Origin of the sequence: Mesorhizobium sp. B2-8-3 (assembly GCF_006440815.1) — a bacterium.
Taxonomy (GTDB): Bacteria; Pseudomonadota; Alphaproteobacteria; order Rhizobiales; family Rhizobiaceae; genus Mesorhizobium.
This window is the reverse complement of sequence record NZ_VFTW01000007.1, coordinates 207,501-226,118: the sequence shown is the minus strand read 5'-3', so window position 1 is coordinate 226,118 and position 18,618 is coordinate 207,501. Positions and strand designations below refer to the sequence as shown.

Sequence of the window (18,618 nt, the reverse complement as noted above, 5' to 3'; positions counted from 1 at the left end):
GGACTCTAATTTCTGTGTTAATACCGTATCGCAACCGTGAATTGCCGTGCAATACTATGCAATACATTAGCTATCCGCTATCCAGTGGAAGAGCATGGCGGCAGCCGGGACGGGTAGATGCGCTCGCGCACAGGGCTGATTGAACGTCGGGGGAAGACCGCTGAGCGCCAAATGCGGCGACGCGGCGGAGCATTGGCTGCATCCCGCCGCTCAGGCATTTTGCTGCGCACCTCCGCGCTGACCACTGTCGCTCTCGCATTGTCGGGCCTGGCCGCGCATGCCGAGGATGCCGGGCTATGGCAGCCGCAGGTCCGTGCCATCATCGGCGCCAACAGCAACAGTGGCTATTCGGCGCTCGAAGGCTTCCTGCCGATCAAGCAGAACCTCGAATCGGTCCTCTTCCTCGACGTCCGCTCGAAATATGATTTCGACAACGGCTTCGGCCAGGATGTCGGCCTCGGCGTGCGCCGCATCGTCAATCCGGATCTGATGGTCGGCGGCTACGCCTATCTCAACATCCAGAACGACGACAGCCACCAGTTCGTCGCCACCACGCTCGGCCTCGAGGCGATCACCTCGAAATATGACGCGCATGTCAATGTCTACCTGCCGATAAGCAAGGACCGCGGCTCGACCGGTATCGATTCGACGCTGTCGCTCGTCGGCAACCAGCTGCTCGAACAGATTTCGACGATCGACCATCGCACCTATGCGGCCTGGGGCATCGAGGGCGAGGTCGGCGTCCAGGCGCCGATCGACCTGCCGGAAAGCCAGTCGCTGCGCTTCGACGTCGGCGCCTACCATTTTGCCGACCCCAACGGCGACGACCATTCGATCACCGGGGCCAAGGCGGGGATCGAGTACACCTTCGGCGACGTCGTCGGCAAAGGCACGTCGCTGACCTTCACCGGCGAGGTGCGCAACGATAACCGCGACGACACCCAGTTCGCCGGCAGCGTCCGGCTGACGGTGCCGTTCAACGTGTCGGGCAAGGGCAGTTCCGTCGATGACGATCCCGATCTCGTCTCCACGGTCAGCCCGGGCCTGCGCACGCGTCTCAATGAGCGCGTGCGCGGCGACATCGGCGTCAGGCTGGAGAACCAGGACAGGGTCAACGGCACGACGACGCGGGTGGCCATCAACGCTGCCACCAATGCGGCCTTCGGCAATTTCTTCTTCGCCGACGGCGGCAATTCGCTCGGCCTCGGCACCATCGGCGATCCGACCACGCTGGATGATGCCGTCACCAAGGCCGGCGGCAACGGCTTCATCGTCGCGCTCGGCGGCAGCGGCAACATCACCACCGGCGGTGTCAATCTCACCGCCGGCCAGACCGTCATTGGCGGCGGCGGCAGCGTCCAGGCGAAGCTCGCCGACGGCAGCGTCGGCACATACAATTTCGGCGGCAGCAACGGCACCATCCAAGGCACCAACGCCGCCAGCCCCGTGATCACTCTGGCCAGCAACAACACGCTGAGCAACATCACCATCACCGGCGGCGGCGACGGCATCTTCGGCAACAATGCCGCAGGCACGAAGCTGACCGATGTCACCGTCAGCGGCGCCGGCGGCAACGGCGCCGACTTCACCGGTAATTCCACCAGCGTCAGCGCGTCCAATTTCACCGCGACCGGCAACGGCCTCGACGGCCTGCACATCGAGGATAACGGCACCTACAGCCTCACCGGCACGACGACGCTCAACGGCAATTCCGATGACGGCCTCGATATAACCGGACAGGGCACCTACACCTTCGCCACCGTCAATGCCCAGAACAACACCGACCGCGGCATAACGGTGCAGGGCACGTCGAGCGGCGGCAGCTTCACCACCACCGGCGGCACGATCTCCGGCAATGGCGGCACCGCCGTCTTCATCGATCCGATCACCGCCCATGTCGTGCTTGATTCCATCACCCAGAGCGGCGGCGTGTCGGGCGTCATCCTCGACCAGGTGTCGGGCAGCTTCGCCGTCAATGGCGCGACGAATATTTCGAACACCACCGGCCCGGCCGTCGCGATCACCAACTCGCCGGCATCGATCCGCTTCGGTGACATCGCCATCACCAATCCCGGCGCCGACGGCATGTCGTTCAGCGGCGTCAACGCCGCAGTGGTCGCCGGCAACATCGTCATTTCCGGGCTCGGAGCCGGCACCGGCCTGGACTTCTCCGGAAGCCAGACCAATTTCACCGCGCAGTCGCTCAATCTTACCGGTACCGGCGCGGCCGGCTCCACCGGCATCGACCTCACCTCGCCCAGCGCCGGCGGTGCGGTCATCACCATCACCAATGGCGGTACCATCGCCAATGTCGACACCGGCGTTCGCCTCGGCATTGCCGGTACGCCGGCCGATTCGGCTAATGCCAATTTCACCTTCGGCGGCGGTTCGATCGCCGGCATCACCGCCTCGCTCGACGCGCGCGGCCTCAATCAGACGCTCGGTACCTATGCCTTCGGTTCGACCACCTTCAGCGGGCCGCAGCTTTTCGACACGCAGAATGTGATCTTTGTCGGCGCTGCCGCAACGGGTACGGGCGATGGATCCTCGCTTCTCGACCTTGCTTCGATCGCAACCGCCGATGCCAACACCGATGGGACCGCCATCTTCGTGCTGGTCAACGACGCCAGCAACACGCCGATCGATGCCGCCGGCGGCTTCACGCTGAGCGCCGGCCAGACGCTCGCTTCCTTCGGCAATGGCCGCAGCTTCTCGCTCGGCGGCGTCCCGATCAACGTCACCGGCGACAATGTCCAGCACGACCAGGTTGTCTCGGATGTCAACGGCGCCGCGACGCTTACCAGCACCGGCGCCGGCGACGTTGTAACGCTGGCCAACAACAGCTCGCTGCTCGATTTCAATATTTCGGGTGGCAGCGCCAATGGCATCCATGGCAGCGGCGTCACCGGCGTTACGCTGACCGGCATGTCGGTCAGCGGCGCCGGCCTTGCCGGTGTGCTGTTCGACGGCACCGGTAGCGCCACTGCCACCGACCTGACCTCGACCGGCAATACTGGTGCGGGCCTGTCCCTGCAGGGGGCCGGCACCTACAATTTCAACGGCACCACGACGCTAAACAGCAACGGCGCCGATGGCTTGTCGATCACCGGCGATGGAACCTATAATTTCCAGACGCTCAATTCGCAGAACAATGCCGGCAGCGGCGTCGATGCAAGCTCCACCGGCACCGGCAAACTGACGACGACCGGCGGGACGATTTCCGGCAATTCCGGCCAAGGGTTCAGTGCCTCGCAGATCGGGCTGGACGTCACGCTGACCAGCCTCACCCATACTGCCGGCGGCACCGGGATAGCTCTCTCGAACGTTACCGGCAGCTTCGATATCACCGGCACGACGACGATCTCTGGCGTGCCGAACGGGATTGTCATTCAGAACAGTTCGGCAACGGTGGGCTTCGGCGGAAAGGTCACCGTCACCGCCCTCACTGGCTCGGGCATCATTCTCGATACCACTTCCGGCGCCGTCACTTTCGGCGACGTGGCGATCGACCAGCCAGGCCAGAACGCGATCGATGTTTTCGGCACCAACGGCGCGATCGCCTTCGGCAACATCGACATCACCAACCTGCCGACCGGCAAGACCGGTCTTGATTTGTCCGGCAGCAGTTCGACCTTTACAGCCACGACGCTCGACATCGCGGGCGCCGGCACCTCGACCGGCATCGACCTGTCTGGCACCACCGGCGGCTCCGTCACCATTGGCAGTGGCGTCATTACCGCCGGCACCGGCGTGCAGATGGGCACGCATGGTGCTGCCGGCACCAGCGCCAACACCACCTTCTCGTTCGGCGCCGCCGGTGGCGCCTCGATCACCGGCACGGTCGCCTCGCTCGACATGCGCGGCCTGATGGCCGGCAGCGGCACCTATGCCTTCAACGGCACGGCGCTCGTCGGGCCGCAGTTGTTCGACAGCGCCAACATCGTCTTCGTCGGCGCGGCCGACACCGGGACCGGCAGCGGCGCGGACGTCGGCGATCTCATCAACGCGGCCGCCGCCGACGACCTGACCACCGACGCAAACACGATTTTCGTCCTCGTCAACAACGGCGCTGGAAACATCAACACCGACGCCGACGGCTTCACCCTTGCCGCCGGTCAGTCGCTGGTTTCCTTCGCCAATGGCGCGACGGTCAATCTCGGCGCGCCGCCGGCCAATGTCGCCGGCACCAATGTCGTCACCGGAGCCACGCAGGCTGATCCGTTCGGCAACGGCGCAGCGACGCTCGTCAATTCGGCCGGCAGCGCCATCGATCTCGACAACGGCAACCTCGTCCAGAATTTGGGTGTCAGCAATGCCGGCTCCGGCGCGGCGATCAACGGCGCGGGCATCAGCGCGGCGACCATCACCGGCGTGACGATCACCAGCGCCGTCACCGGCATCGATCTGACCGGCGCATCGGGCGCTATCAACGTCACCAACACCACGATGGGCGGCGTCAGCGGCACCGGCCTCCTGGCTAGCAATTTCAGCGGCACCGGCACCTTCAACAATTTTGACATCACCGGCGCCGGAACCGGCGTCAGCGTCACCGGCGGTTCCACCGGCGCGCTCACCTTCGACAATGCGAGCTCGATCGCCGGCACGTCCGGTGTGGCCTTCAACATCGACACGGCAACTTCCACCGTTACCTATAACGGCACGATCAACCAGACGAGCGCGGCAAGCGCGGTCAAGATCAACGCCATGACCGGCGGCGGTGCCACCTTCGGCGGCAAGATCACAGCCAGCACCGGCGCGGCCAACGCCATCGATCTCACCGGCAATGCCGGCGGCACGATCAATTTCAACGGCGGGCTCGACCTCACCACCGACGGCGGCTTCGCCTTCAGCGCCATCAATGGCGGCACGCTCAACGTCACCGGCACCAACACCATCGCCACGGGCGGCGGCGTCACCGAAAAGGGTATCCAGCTCGGCGGCGCCAGCGGCCTCACCATCGGCGCCGGCGGGGTGACCTTCGACAGCGTCACCGTCGACGGCTCCGGCGGTACTGTGCCGACCGGTATCGTCATCGAGAACACCAGCGGTGGCAACGTCACCTTTGGCGGCGTCGACATCAGCCGCGTCAATGGCGATGCCATCCGCCTCACCAATGTCGCCAGCGGCACCTATACCTTCAACGGCACGACCACGATCGCAACCGTCGTCGGCAATGGCCCGGGTTTCGTCGTTCAGGGCAGCGCTGCCACCGTCAACGTCGGCAACCTCTTCACCACCGGCGTTTCCGGCGACGACGTCAACCTGACCAACAACACCGGCACCATCTCGATCGGCGGCACCATCACCAATTCCGGCACCGGCAACGGCGTCGTGGTGTCCGGCGGCAGCGCGGCGATCACCGTTTCGGCCAACATTTCCAGCTCGGCAAGCGCGCCGGGCACGGCGATCAAGGTCGACGGCACCACCGGCGGCTCTGTCGCGTTCACGGGTAACGTCACCTCGACCGGCACCGGCAATATCTTCGCCATCGGCACGACGACGGCGCCGACGGGCGGGGCGATCACCTTCGGCCTCGGCAAGACGCTGACGGCAACCGGCGGCGGCGGCGCGGTGATCGGCGGGCTTGCCGGCAACGCCACATTCAACGACATGGCGCTGTTGTCGATCACCAATGCAACCGGCAACGGCCTTTCGGTCTCGAACGTGGCAAGCGGCGCCAACCTGGGCTTCGGCAGCGTCACAATCTCGGGCGCGGGCGGCAACGGCATCGAGATCGCCAACAATGACGGCCTGGTGACGTTCTCGGGCGGCACCACTGTGACGATGGGCTCGGCCGCCAACACGGCCGGCATCGATTTCACCGGCACCAATGCCAACGTCACCTTCGGCGCCACGACGGTCAGCAACATCGGCGCCAACCAGACCGGCATCGATTTCAGCGGCTCGTCCACTGCGGCCGATTTCAGCCTCGCCGCCACCATCACAGGCCTCGGCGACCTCACCTCGCGCGGCATCGATCTGTCCTCGACGACCGGCAACAAGGTCATCACCTTCTCCCAAGGGTCCTCGATCGCCAATGTCGGCATCGGCGTCGACCTTTCGTCCGGTCAGACCACCGCCACCTCGGCCAACGCTACTTTCACCTTCGGCGACGGCGATTCGACCGATGGGCTGGAATCCTCGATCGCCGCGGCGACCAACGGCTACACCGTCAACACGGTCGGCCTCGATCCGACGCTCGGCGACTACGATTTCGACGACGTGTCGTTCACCGGCAGCGCCAACCTGGCCTCGGCGCCGGGCGCGGTCACGCTGGTGTCGCAGTCGGGCGGCTTCATAAATGCCGGCACGACCGGCAACCTTAGCATGGGCGTCAGCACTATTTCGCTCGCCGCCGCCGATGCGGTGACCGGCGCCCAGAACTTCGCCTTCGTCGGTCCGATCGATGTCGGCGCCAGCGCCTTCACGCTCGATTCGGGCCAGACGATCACCGGCTTCGGCAATGGCAACGTCGTCTCGATCGGCACCATCCAGCCGGTGAACGTCCACGGCAACCTCGGAGCCACCGGCGGCAACATCACCGGCGACGAGGCCGTGGTCACCGGCACCGGCGACTTCATGCATCTGCTCGGCGACAACGCCGTCCGCCACACCGCCTTCGATTTCAGCGGTGCCAGCGGCTCCGCTTTCCTGATCGACCAGAGCGCGCCGGGCTTCAGCAATGCCAGCGGCATCACCATCGAAGGCGTCACCATCAGCAATGTGGCGGCGGGCCAGACGGCCATCAAGGTCGCGGGATTGACCGGCAATCTCGCGGTCATCAACAACGACATCGACGTTTTAGGCACGCTGCTCGACGTGAACGGCGGCTCCGGCACCATCCAGGTGTCGCGCGGCATCCTGACGAACAGCGCGACGCCCGGCACGCTGATCGGCGGCGGCATCAACATCGCCAACCGCACCGGCGGCGCGGTGACCTTCACCGACCAGGTGACGATCACCGGCGGCAACGGCGTGTCGATCTCGGGCGGCACCGCCGCCGGCGCCGTCAATTTCAATGGCGGCCTCGACATCACCACCTCGGCCGATACCGGCCTCGATTTCTCGGGCCTGAACCTGCTCACGGTCGCCAATGCGGGCTCGACGACGATCAACGCGACCGGCCAGACGGCGCTGTCGCTGCAGGGCGCGATCGGCGCTGGCGGCGTCCATTTCAACAGCGTCACCTCGACCAATGCGGCCGCCCAGGGCGTGCTGATCAGCGGCGCCAGCGGCGGCAATGTCGATCTCGACGCCGTCAACGTCGCCGGTTCAGGCGGCGCCGGCATCGAGGTTCGCAATTCGAGCGGCACTAACATCTTCGGCAATACCACGATCGACAATTCGGCCTCGGCCGGCCGTGGCGTGAACATCGAGAACGCCGCCAGCGCCACCACCATCACCTTCGACGGCACGCTGGGCATCACCACATCCACGGGCAGCGGCTTCCGCGTCGCAAGCAGCGCCCCGCCGGCCGCCACCACGGTCAATGTGACGGGCGCCGGCACGCGCAGCGTCAGTACCTCGAACGGAACCGCCGTCGACATCACTTCGGCCACCCTCGGCGGCGGCTTCACCTCGGTCAACGCCAGTTTCTCGGGCGCGGCCAACGGCATCAACCTGCAGCAGGTGGCGGGCTCGCTCGATCTCGGCAACGGCACGCTGACCAACACCGGCTCGGGCGCCGCCTTCAATGTCGGCTCGGCCACCGACCAGAGCGGCGGGAATGCGACGATCTCTTATGCCGGCAATATCGCCTCCAACGGCAACGGCGCGGCGGTCTCGGTCCAGGAACTGACCGGCGGTTCGGTGACGCTGTCGGGCAATCTGACGGACGGTTCCGCCACCAATGGTGGCCACATCGTCGTTGCCAACATCAACAACGGCACGGCGGCCACCATCACCTTCTCCGGCGCCAGCAAGCAGATCAGCTCCGGCACCAACGACGCGGTCAGCCTGACCGGCAACACCAACGGCACGGTCAACTTCACCAATGGCGGGCTGGCGATCACCGCCACAAGCGGCGCCGGCTTCACGGCCACGGGCGGCGGGACGGTCAATGTCGGCACCGGCGGTAGCGCCAACACCATCGCCACGACCTCGGGAACCGCGCTGAACCTCAGCGGCGTGACGGTGGGCGCCACGTCGCTGAATTTCTCGACCGTCTCGGCCAACGGCGCCGCGACCGGCGTTTCGCTTGCCAACATAGCCTCGTCGGGCGGCGGCACGATCGCGCTCGGCACGGTCAACCTGCAGGGCATCACGTCGCGTGGTGTCGATGTATCCGGCACGTTGGGCGCGGCGCTGTCCTTCAACGATCTCGATATCGGCTTGAACAACAGCGCCGCCGTGGCCTTCGATCTCAACGGCGCAACGATCAATGCCGCTGTGACCGCCAACGATTTCGACGTCACCAACGCGGCCGCGGCCGGGACCTCGATCGGCGTCGATCTGCGCGGCGCCACCGGCGGCCAGACCGTGCGTCTCGGCGACACCGACCCGAACGGCGCGAGTTCGAGCATCGCCGGTGTCAACACTGGCGTCTTCCTCAGTTCGGCGAGCAACCTCAACTTCATCTATGGCGACGGCGAGCAGGCGATCGACCAAGCCTCGACCATCAGCGCCAATGTCGGCATCGACGCCTCCAGCGCGCCGGTCTCCGGCACCTACGACTTCCAGGATGTCAACTTCGCGGCCAGCCCCGGCCTCGGCTTCGGCGTCGGCAGGATCTACTTCGTCGGCGCCAGCGCCACGGGCGACGGCAGCGGCAAGGACCAGAACAATCTCGCGACGCTGACCACGGCGGAAGCGGCGGCGGTTTCAACCGACATCATCGTGCTGGTCAATGACGGCGGCGTTATAACGGCGGCGGGCAGCAACGGCAACGACACGCTGGCGCTCGCAACCAGCGAACAAGTGCGCGGCTTCGGCAACGGCAACATCGATCTGGCGCTGACGGTGCCGTCGACGATCCAGCTGGCCAGCAGCAACATCTCGATCGTAGACCAGACGCCAAACGGCGCGGCGACGCTGACGAGCGCGGACGGCAGCAGCATCGTCACCCTGGCCGGCAACGGCAACATCATCGACGGCTTTACGATAAATGGCAACGACGGCACAGGCGCCAATGCCGCGATCGGCATCAGCGGCTCCGGCACGGCGAACGCCACGATCAGCAACATGACGATCAGGAACGTCACGGCCACCGATATCGACTTCGGCACCGGCGCTGCCGGCACCACGACGCTGACCAATCTCTCCCTCTTGTCTACCGGGGCTGGCGGCACTACCATCAAGTTTGGCGCAGCCTCCGGAACGGTCACCGGCACCAATGTCGACACGACAGGCGGCAGCGGCGTGTCCGTCGTCGGTGGCAGTGCGGCCTTCACCTTCGACAGCGCGAGCTCGATCGCCAACGTCGCCGGCACAGCCGTCAGCATCACCAACCGCACCGGCGGCAGCTTCGGCTTTGCCGGCACGGTTACGTCCACCATTGGCGGCAGCGGCATCGTCATCTCCGGCGCGACCGGAGCAAACACGGTCAACTTCAGCGGCGCGGTCAATTTCAACGCCGCGGGCACAGGTGTGTCGATCAACAATGGCGGCCTGGCCTCGACTGTCAGTTTCGCCAACCTCGCCCTCACGACGGGCAGCGCCAACACGGCCTTTACGGCGACCAACGGCGGCACGGTCAATGTCGCCACCGGCTCGATCAGCACGACTGCCGCCCAAGCGGTCAACCTCAACGGCATCGCGGCCGGCATCAATTTCACCTCGACCACCTCCGGCGGCGGCACCAACAACGTCGCGCTTACCAATGTCACCGGCACGGTGAACCTGGGCACCGGTTCGCTGACCGGCGCGTCGGGCGTCGCCTTCCTGGGCTCCGGCGGCACGGCAGCCGTCACCTATGGCGGCTCGATCACCAAGACCAGCGACGGCCGCACGATCGATATCCAGAACCGCACTGGCGGCACGGTGACACTCAGCGGCGCGGTTTCCTCGACCGGCTCGAGCGACGGCATTTTCCTCAACGCCAACACCGGCTCGACCATCAGCTTCACCGGCGCCCTGACCATCGACACCTCGAGCAGCAACTCGATCGGCTTCAACGCGACCGGCGGCGGCACGGTCAGCGCGACCGCCTCCGGCAGCACCATCAATTCGGGCCAGGCGACCGCGCTCAATGTCGTCAGCACGACGATTGGCGCCTCCGGCCTGAAGTTCCAGAGCATCTCCTCGAGCGGCGGCACCGCCGCCGGCATCGTGCTCGACGGCACCGGCTCTAGCGGCGGGCTGACCGTAACCGGCACCGGCTCGGCCGGCTCGGGCGGCACGATTTCCAGCAAGACCGGCGCCGATATCCTGACCGGCACAGACGCCGGCGGTCAGACCGTGAGCGGAAGTGCCGGCACCGGCATCTTCCTGAGGAATACCTCCGGAGTATCGTTCGCCAACATGCAGCTGAACGACTTCTCGAACTTCGCCGTCTACGGCAACACCGTCACCAACTTCACGATGACCGGCATGACCATCAACGGCGTCAACGGCAACAACAATGCCGGCGACCGCGAAGAAGGCTCGATCCGCTTCGACAACCTGCTCGGCACCTCTTCGATCACCAACTCCAGCATATCGGGCGGCTACAACCAGAACGTCGACCTCTACAACACCAGCGGCACGCTGACCCGGCTGACCATGGACAACATCCAGTTCGGCCTGATCGATGCGACGGGAGGCAACGACAATGTTCGCGGACAGGTCTACAACAGCGCGACCGCCAACTACACGCTGACCAACAGCACCTTCGCCGGCACGCGCGCCGACTTCATCGCGTTCCTTGCCAACAACAATTCCACCATGGATGCCGTGGTGCGCAGCAACACGTTCCACAACGGCCAGGCGATCATCCCCGGCGGCGGCACGGCGGTCGATATCCGCAGCGGCTCGGGCGGCCTTGCCTCCGCTGCGACGACCACCTTCGATATCTCGCACAACGTTCTGACCGACGGTGGCGCCAATGCCTTCGATACCGTCGGCATCTTCGTCGCCAAGGGTCAGGACAACGGCACCATGGCCGGCACGATCGCCAGCAACCAGATCGGCCCGGCCAAGGTGAACTCCAATTCGGATGGCATTTTCGTGCGCGTGGCCGGCGCTGGCACGATGACGACCCTGATCCAAAACAACACCATCACCGGCGTCGGCAACAACGGCATCCATCTCCAGAACAACGATGGCAGCGCCACGTTGAATGCCACGATCTACGGCAACAGCGTGACGTCGCCAACGAGCTCATTCCCGTTTGCCGCGCTGCTGGTCGACAATGGCGCCACAGCCACCGACACCAGCACGACCAATGTCGTCATCGGTTCGGGCACCGGCGGCGCGGGCAGCAAGAACACGCTGACCCACTCACCCAACTATGCGGTCGATGTTTCGTTGAGCAATTTCAACGCCAGCACGCACCTCAACCTGTCGCGGAATGGTTCGGGCCAGAGCACGGCGCTCGGCGTCATCCAGGATGACAACACCGGCGTGCAAACGGTCGATACGACGGGTGGCAGCGGGACCATCACCTTCGTCAACAGCTTGCCGACGCTTCCGCCGGTAGTGGCGCCCTAAGTCTTGCCTTGCATGTGCCTTGGTGGTGGCATTTTCGCCGCTGGGCGTAACTTTAGTAAAAGTGAAGTTAAAAGATTTTTTTATTACACGCCTTATTGCCGTTGCGTAATGTAATCGCATTGCGCTAATGTATGCTTACAGCAAGGAGGGGTGCGATGGCGGAACCATTTCTTTCCGAAATCAGAATCATGTCTTTTGCCTTCCCTCCGAAAGGCTGGGCGCTTTGCAATGGGCAATTGCTCCCGATCAACCAGAACCAGCCGCTGTTCTCGTTGCTGGGCACCACTTTCGGCGGCGACGGCCGGGTGAATTTCGCCCTGCCCGACTATCGCGGGCGCGTCCCCATCCATGTCGGCGGCAGTCATGTGCTGGGCGAACGGGGCGGCGAGCAGGCGCACACGCTTTCGATCTCGGAACTGCCGGTCCATAGCCATGCCGAGATGGCCACCACGGCCAATGCCGATGTGCCGGCTCCCGCCGGCAACCTGCTGGCAACGGTCGCCAACGTCTATACGCCGCCAGCGAACCCCACTACGACGATGGACCCCGGTACGCTGGCCTTGGTCGGCGGCAGCCAGGCGCATATCAATATGCAGCCGTTCCTGACACTGAGCTTCTGCATCGCCCTGCAGGGCATTTTCCCGTCGCCGACCTGAGGAAACGCAATTATGGCACAACCCTATGTTGGCGAAGTGAGAATGTTTGCCGGCAATTTCAATCCTGCCGGCTGGATGTTCTGCGAAGGACAGCTCTTGCCGATCTCGGAGTATGAAACCCTGTTCAACCTGATCGGCACCACTTATGGCGGCGACGGCGAGAGCACCTTCGCATTGCCCGACCTGAGGGGCCGGCTGCCGCTGCATCAGGGCGACAGTTTCATCCTTGCCGAGACCGGGGGCGTGGAGGAAGTCACGCTGACGACCCAACAGATCCCCTCACACACGCACCCGTTTGTCGCCTCGTTGAACAACGCAGCGGCGAATACGCCCACCGGCAATGTGACCGGGCAGGTTGGCGCCTCGCAGATCTACCGTGAAGCGCCGGCGACGACGCCGATGTCCCCGCAGACCGCCGGGCAGACCGGCGGCGGTCTGCCGCATACCAACTTCCAGCCGTATCTTTGCATCAATTTCATCATCTCGCTGTTCGGTATCTTCCCGTCGCCGACTTGAAGAGGACGTCATGGCCGATCCGTTCGTCGCCGAAATCCGCATCTTTCCGTTCAACTTCGCGCCCAAGGGCTGGGCATGGTGCGACGGTCAACTGCTGCCAATATCGCAGAACACCGCGCTGTTCTCATTGCTCGGCACGACCTATGGCGGCAATGGCAAGTCCAACTTTGGCTTGCCCGATTTGCAGGGCCGCGCGCCGATGCATCCGGGGCAGGGACCGGGGCTGTCGCTGCACGATCTCGGTGAGCAGGGCGGATCGGAGACGGTGCAGTTGCTGATATCGGAGATGCCGCAGCACGGGCACACGCTGATGGGGAATATCAATCCAGCCAATCTGGCGGCTCCAAGTGCGACACGATCCTATGCGCGCACGAATCCAGGGCAATCTTACTCGGCGACAGCCACGTTGACGCCGCTCAACGATCAGGCGGTGCGACCGGTCGGCGGCGACCAGCCGCACAACAACATGCAACCCTATCTCACCTGCTATTTCTGCATCGCGCTTCAGGGCGTCTTCCCACCACGCCCCTGATTTGCCGATGAACCATTTTCGCGGGGCGGCCGGCTGGATGCGCGCGGCGGGTGCTGGGCTCACATTCCGCGGGTCAACGGATGCCGATCTGCCGTTTCTGTTGCACCTCTATGCCTCGACCCGCCTCGAAGAGCTGGCCGTGACATCCTGGGCCGAGGCGCAGAAGGCCGCGTTCCTCGACATGCAGTTCCAGGCGCAGCACGCGCATTACCGCAAATACTACCCCGATGCCGACTGGTTGGTGGTCACGCGTGCCGGCAGCGATATCGGACGGCTCTATATCGAGCGCTGGCCAGGCGAGCACCGCATCATCGACATCGCCTTCCTGCCGGCGTTTCGCGGCAAGGGCTTCGGCTCGGCCCTGCTCAGCGATCTCATCGACGAAGCCGCAGCCATCGGCAAAGCGGTCTCGATCCATGTCGAGAAGCACAACCCGGCCATGCGGCTTTACCTGCGGCTGGGCTTCACCGTGGCCGAAGACAAGGGCGTTTACGACCTGATGCTGCGTCCGGCCCCGTGAGCGCCGCAACCATCACGCACCGCGATACCAGGAGACGATGGTGAAGCGTTCGTTGCGCGTAACCGGCGTCACTTCGTGCGTCGTTTCCGAGCGAAACGCGACCACCGACCCCGGCAATGCCAGCATCGCGACGCGCAGCTCCGGACCGCTGTAAGGTCCGTGCAGGACCAGCGAACCGCCGGAATAGTCCTCCGGCGAAGGCTCGTCGGACTGGCCGTTAAGAAAGATCACCATCGAAATCTTCCGGAAGCGCGACTCGTCGCGAATGATCGGCGTGTTGCCGTCCTGGTGCGGCACGAAGAAATCGCCCTCTTGGTAGTGGAGGAACTGCGGTTTCTCAAACGCGCCCAGCGCGATTGCGAAATGCCGTTCGAGCACCGTTTTTTGCTGCTTCAGCAGACGCTCTATCAGCGCCTGCGCGGCAAGCGAAACTTCGGCACGTCTGGTCCGGCGCACCTGCGACCATTGCGGCTTCTGATCGGAACGGCCGAGCAGGCCGGCAGCCTCGCCGGTGGCTGCGCGAATTTCCGAGCACAACGCGCGACAGGTCGCTTTGTCCAGCACTTTGGGGATTGTGACATAGTCGACCACGCCCGGCCGATCTCAGTTGAAGACCGCTTCGTAGATATAGCCCGCCTGGTCGCCGGAGATGGGCACGATGAAGATGTCATGCGTGATCTCGCTGCCGACAAAGCGATAGGTCGCCTGGGGCAAAAGCATTTCGCGCGGCCCTTTGAACAGCGCCGAGAAGCCGCCGCCGGCGCGCGGACTGTTGGCGACGCGTTTTACTGAAGCGAGCTCCAGCGCGACCATCTGCCCGCCTGCCTCGACGACGAATGTCTGCCCGACCGCCTGCTCGAATTGCGTAGCCGATGCCATTCCCGTCCACCTTCAATCACTATCGGTTGCCGCCAATACCGGCGGTCCGCGCCATGCTGTTCATAGCGTGCCGGGAAGCCGTTGCGCCAGCCCTTGTGCTGGCCTAAACCCTTTATAGCTGCGCTATTGCATGGCTTTTTGGAGGAGGCTGAACATGGCTGAAGCGAAGACCGAGAAGGCGCCGGTGCTAGCCGGCTCCGGCAATGCGCTGCCGCTGTTTTATAGCAATCCCGAAGCGCTCAACCCGATACGCCATGGCTCGCTCGGGCTGATCGCGCGCGCCGATTTCGGCTTTGCCCGCGCGGCGCATTCCATCCCCGTGGCGGCCTCAGAAATGCCGGGCGCCATGCGCTCCTATCCGATCGTCTTCATAGGCCCGGCCAAGGCGCCGGTGATCATCACTGGCCTGCGCCAGAACGAGAACCTGTTCGTCGATCACGACGGCCGCTGGACCGAACCCCACTACATCCCGGCCTATGTGCGGCGCTATCCCTTCATCCTGGCGGATGAGTCGGCGACAACGGGCCGGCTGACACTCTGCATCGACCGAGCCAGCGACCGCGTCGTCGATCAACTCGCCGCTCCCTTCCGAGACGATGGCGGCAAGCTCGCTTTGTTCTTCAACGGCACCGAGCCGACCGAAGCGACCAAGCAGGCGCTCGCCTTTTGCAGCCAGTTCCAGAACGATTTCAACGCCACCCGCGCCATGGTCGAGAAGATCGACGCGCACGGCCTGTTCGCGGTGCGGCAGAGCAAGGTGACGCTGGAAGGCGGCGAGACCCTGAATCTCACCGATTTCCAAATCATCGACGAGGTTGCGCTGAACAAGCTTGGCGACGAGGCTTTCCTCGACCTCCGCAGATCCGGCGCGCTGGCGATGATCTATTGCCACCTCGCCTCCTCCAACAGCTGGTCGTCGCTGGTCCACCAGGCGTCGATGCGCAAGCGGGCTTAGAAAATGAGCGGCGACAATTTGATCGTGTGACGGTACGCCGATGATGGCTGATCGGCTACGCTTGCCCGATGCTTTGGGACAGCCAGACGAGGATTCTTGTCAACTCTTGACGGATCACGACGCCACAGAACTCACAAAGGCGAGACATTCGCCGTCGACATCGAAGTCGTTGGTTGAGGGCTAGTAAATGGCATTTCGGTGTCTTGGCACCGGCAGGAAAGTACGTTGGCGTTATCGCTTACTTACAGCCGGGACAGATCCAGCGCTCGATGACAACAGCGCGCAAATACCTCGTTTGTCAGCGGCAAGCAGGAATGTGCCTCACAACGAGTGCCGAATCGGTGACTACGTGCCAGTCCAACGCAAAACGGCCCGCGTTGAGCGGGCCGTTTTGCGTTTGGTTGCGGGGACAGGATTTGAACCTGTGACCTTCAGGTTATGAGCCTGACGAGCTACCGGGCTGCTCCACCCCGCGTCACCTGCGAGCAAGCGTTTGCTTGCGTCCTTGAGGTAAGGTTTAACTTACCGCAATCAAGAGACCACCAAATGAAAGGGCCGCTTGCGCGGCCCGTGATCCCGTTTGGCGGGCCTAAATATCGTAGGGAGAAGATTTGTCTCGATCCGGTCGATCCGGATGTGAGCTGAACGTGCGCTTGGCAGACCTGGCAGCGACCTACTCTCCCGCGTCTTGAGACGAAGTACCATCAGCGCTGGAGCGTTTCACGGCCGAGTTCGGAATGGGATCGGGTGCAGCCGCTCCGCCATAACCACCAGGTCGGCAAAACGCACGTTCAAATCGAGAAGCTGTTTTCTGTGCCGGCGACAATCCTTCGGATTGCGCCTTGATGGATATAAGTAATGAGAACGATCAAGCCTATCGAACTATTAGTACCGGTAAGCTTCAAGCGTTGCCGCTCTTCCACACCCGGCCTATCAACGTGGTCGTCTTCCACGGTTCTCAGGGAATACTCGTTTCAAGGTGGGTTTCCCGCTTAGATGCCTTCAGCGGTTATCCCGTCCGGATATAGCTACCCTGCAATGCGGCTGGCGCCACAACAGGTCCACCAGAGATCCGTCCATCCCGGTCCTCTCGTACTAGGGACAGATCCTTTCAATATTCCTACACCCACGGCAGATAGGGACCGAACTGTCTCACGACGTTCTGAACCCAACTCACGTACCGCTTTAAATGGCGAACAGCCATACCCTTGGGACCTGCTCCAGCCCCAGGATGCGATGAGTCGACATCGAGGTGCCAAACAACCCCGTCGATATGGACTCTTGGGGGTCATCAGCCTGTTATCCCCGGCGTACCTTTTATCCGTTGAGCGATGGCCCTTCCACGCGGGACCACCGGATCACTATGACCGACTTTCGTCTCTGCTCGACTTGTCAGTCTCGCAGTCAGGCAGGCTTATGCCATTGCACTCAGCGAACGATTTCCGACCGTTCTGAGCCCACCATCGCGCGCCTCCGTTACTCTTTAGGAGGCGACCGCCCCAGTCAAACTACCCACCATACATTGTCCCGGACCCGGATAACGGGCCGCGGTTAGACATCCATAGTAATAAGGGTGGTATTTCAAGGGTGGCTCCACCTGAGCTGGCGCCCAGGTTTCAAAGCCTACCACCTATCCTACACATGCCACTACGAATGCCAATGTAAAGCTATAGTAAAGGTGCACGGGGTCTTTCCGTCTAACCGCAGGAACCCCGCATCTTCACGGGGAATTCAATTTCACTGAGTCTATGCTGGAGACAGCGGGGAAGTCGTTACGCCATTCGTGCAGGTCGGAACTTACCCGACAAGGAATTTCGCTACCTTAGGACCGTTATAGTTACGGCCGCCGTTTACTGGGGCTTCGATTCAGAGCTTGCACCCCTCCTCTTAACCTTCCAGCACCGGGCAGGCGTCAGACCCTATACGTCGCCTTGCGGCTTCGCAGAGCCCTGTGTTTTTGATAAACAGTCGCTACCCCCTGGTCTGTGCCACCCTCCTCTGCTTGCGCAGAAAAGGGTCACGCTTCTTCCGAAGTTACGCGTGCAATTTGCCGAGTTCCTTCAGCATAGTTCTCTCAAGCGCCTTGGTATACTCTACCTGACCACCAGTGTCGGTTTCGGGTACGGTCTATAAGGAGGAGCTATTTCCTGGAACCGCTCCGCTGCCCGTTCAATCCGATAAGATTGGACAACTTGTGCGATCCGTCACTACCTCCAGGCCCACGAATATTAACGTGGTTCCCATCGACTACGCGTTTCCGCCTCGTCTTAGGGGCCGGCTAACCCTGCTCAGATTAACTTTAAGCAGGAACCCTTGGTCTTTCGGCGGGGGAGTCTCTCACTCCCCTTACGTTACTCATGTCAGCATTCGCACTTCTGATACCTCCACCGCCCCTCACGGGTACGGCTTCATCAGCTTACAGAACGCTCCGCTACCGCTCGTGATTGCTCACGAACCCTAAGCTTCGGTGTATGGCTTTAGCCCCGTTACATTTTCGGCGCAAAGACCCTTATTTAGACCAGTGAGCTGTTACGCTTTCTTTAAATGATGGCTGCTTCTAAGCCAACATCCTGGTTGTTTTGGGATCCTCACATCCTTTCCCACTTAGCCATAACTTGGGGACCTTAGCTGTAGGTCAGGGTTGTTTCCCTTTTCACGACGGACGTTAGCACCCGCCGTGTGTCTGCCGACTAGTACTCCCAGGTATTCGGAGTTTGGTTAGGTTTGGTAATCCGGTGAGGACCCCTAGCCCATCCAGTGCTCTACCCCCTGGGGTATTCGGTCGACGCTCTACCTAAATAGATTTCGCGGAGAACCAGCTATTTCCGAGTTTGATTGGCCTTTCACCCCTAGCCACAAGTCATCCCGAACTATTGCAACAGTTATGGGTTCGGTCCTCCAGTAAGTGTTACCTTACCTTCAACCTGCTCATGGC

8 protein-coding genes, 1 tRNA gene and 2 rRNA genes (1 of these 11 cut by a window edge) are annotated in these 18,618 nt (G+C 63.0%); 6 read left to right on the top strand and 5 right to left on the bottom strand.

Features of this window, described 5'->3' with window-relative positions; all coding sequences use genetic code 11:
* The first annotated feature begins 192 nt into the window (after positions 1-192).
* The 5 genes from FJ418_RS14215 (at position 193) to FJ418_RS14195 (ending at position 13,849) form a co-directional block, all read left to right on the top strand.
* The gene (locus FJ418_RS14215) at positions 193-11,625 is read left to right on the top strand and encodes a hypothetical protein (protein WP_246683041.1); all 11,433 of its coding nucleotides are present in this window, start codon (positions 193-195) and stop codon (positions 11,623-11,625) included.
* A gap of 155 nt (positions 11,626-11,780) precedes the next feature.
* Entirely contained in the window at positions 11,781-12,281 is a 501-nt protein-coding gene (locus FJ418_RS14210; protein ID WP_140644684.1) for a tail fiber protein, read from the top strand.
* A gap of 42 nt (positions 12,282-12,323) precedes the next feature.
* Positions 12,324-12,797: a tail fiber protein gene (locus FJ418_RS14205; RefSeq protein WP_246672381.1), complete on the top strand. Its 474-nt coding sequence runs from the start codon at positions 12,324-12,326 to the stop codon at positions 12,795-12,797.
* A 10-nt stretch (positions 12,798-12,807) separates the two neighbouring features.
* Positions 12,808-13,329 carry a tail fiber protein gene (locus FJ418_RS14200; protein WP_140644686.1) on the top strand — a complete coding sequence of 174 codons (522 nt, stop codon included), beginning with the start codon at positions 12,808-12,810 and terminating at the stop codon, positions 13,327-13,329.
* Between the two features lie 7 nt (positions 13,330-13,336).
* Positions 13,337-13,849 (top strand): GNAT family N-acetyltransferase, encoded by a 513-nt coding sequence (locus FJ418_RS14195; RefSeq protein WP_140709459.1) that lies wholly within the window; start codon positions 13,337-13,339, stop codon positions 13,847-13,849.
* A 12-nt stretch (positions 13,850-13,861) separates the two neighbouring features.
* Here FJ418_RS14195 and FJ418_RS14190 read toward each other — a convergent pair whose 3' ends face one another.
* Entirely contained in the window at positions 13,862-14,440 is a 579-nt protein-coding gene (locus FJ418_RS14190) for a 2OG-Fe(II) oxygenase (RefSeq protein ID WP_140866375.1), read from the bottom strand.
* Positions 14,441-14,452: 12 nt separating this feature from the next.
* Positions 14,453-14,728 carry a hypothetical protein gene (locus FJ418_RS14185; protein WP_140644689.1) on the bottom strand — a complete coding sequence of 92 codons (276 nt, stop codon included), beginning with the start codon at positions 14,726-14,728 and terminating at the stop codon, positions 14,453-14,455.
* 154 nt (positions 14,729-14,882) lie between these two features.
* On the opposite strand from FJ418_RS14185, the gene FJ418_RS14180 reads away from it, so the two are divergent.
* Positions 14,883-15,683 carry a SapC family protein gene (locus FJ418_RS14180; RefSeq protein ID WP_140866372.1) on the top strand — a complete coding sequence of 267 codons (801 nt, stop codon included), beginning with the start codon at positions 14,883-14,885 and terminating at the stop codon, positions 15,681-15,683.
* A 398-nt stretch (positions 15,684-16,081) separates the two neighbouring features.
* Here FJ418_RS14180 and FJ418_RS14175 read toward each other — a convergent pair.
* The 3 genes from FJ418_RS14175 to FJ418_RS14165 all read right to left on the bottom strand — a co-directional run.
* A tRNA-Met gene (locus FJ418_RS14175) sits at positions 16,082-16,158 on the bottom strand.
* Positions 16,159-16,343: 185 nt separating this feature from the next.
* Positions 16,344-16,458, bottom strand: a 5S ribosomal RNA gene (gene rrf / locus FJ418_RS14170).
* 89 nt (positions 16,459-16,547) lie between these two features.
* Positions 16,548-18,618 (bottom strand): 23S ribosomal RNA (locus FJ418_RS14165); it runs 729 nt beyond the window's last position.

Coding starts and splice junctions, on each gene's coding strand:
- FJ418_RS14210 (WP_140644684.1), top strand. CDS start 11,781: ATGGCGGAACCATTTCTTTCCGAAATCAGAATCATGTCTTTTGCCTTC.
- FJ418_RS14205 (WP_246672381.1), top strand. CDS start 12,324: ATGTTTGCCGGCAATTTCAATCCTGCCGGCTGGATGTTCTGCGAAGGA.
- FJ418_RS14200 (WP_140644686.1), top strand. CDS start 12,808: ATGGCCGATCCGTTCGTCGCCGAAATCCGCATCTTTCCGTTCAACTTC.
- FJ418_RS14185 (WP_140644689.1), bottom strand. CDS start 14,728: ATGGCATCGGCTACGCAATTCGAGCAGGCGGTCGGGCAGACATTCGTC.
- FJ418_RS14180 (WP_140866372.1), top strand. CDS start 14,883: ATGGCTGAAGCGAAGACCGAGAAGGCGCCGGTGCTAGCCGGCTCCGGC.
- FJ418_RS14195 (WP_140709459.1), top strand. CDS start 13,337: ATGAACCATTTTCGCGGGGCGGCCGGCTGGATGCGCGCGGCGGGTGCT.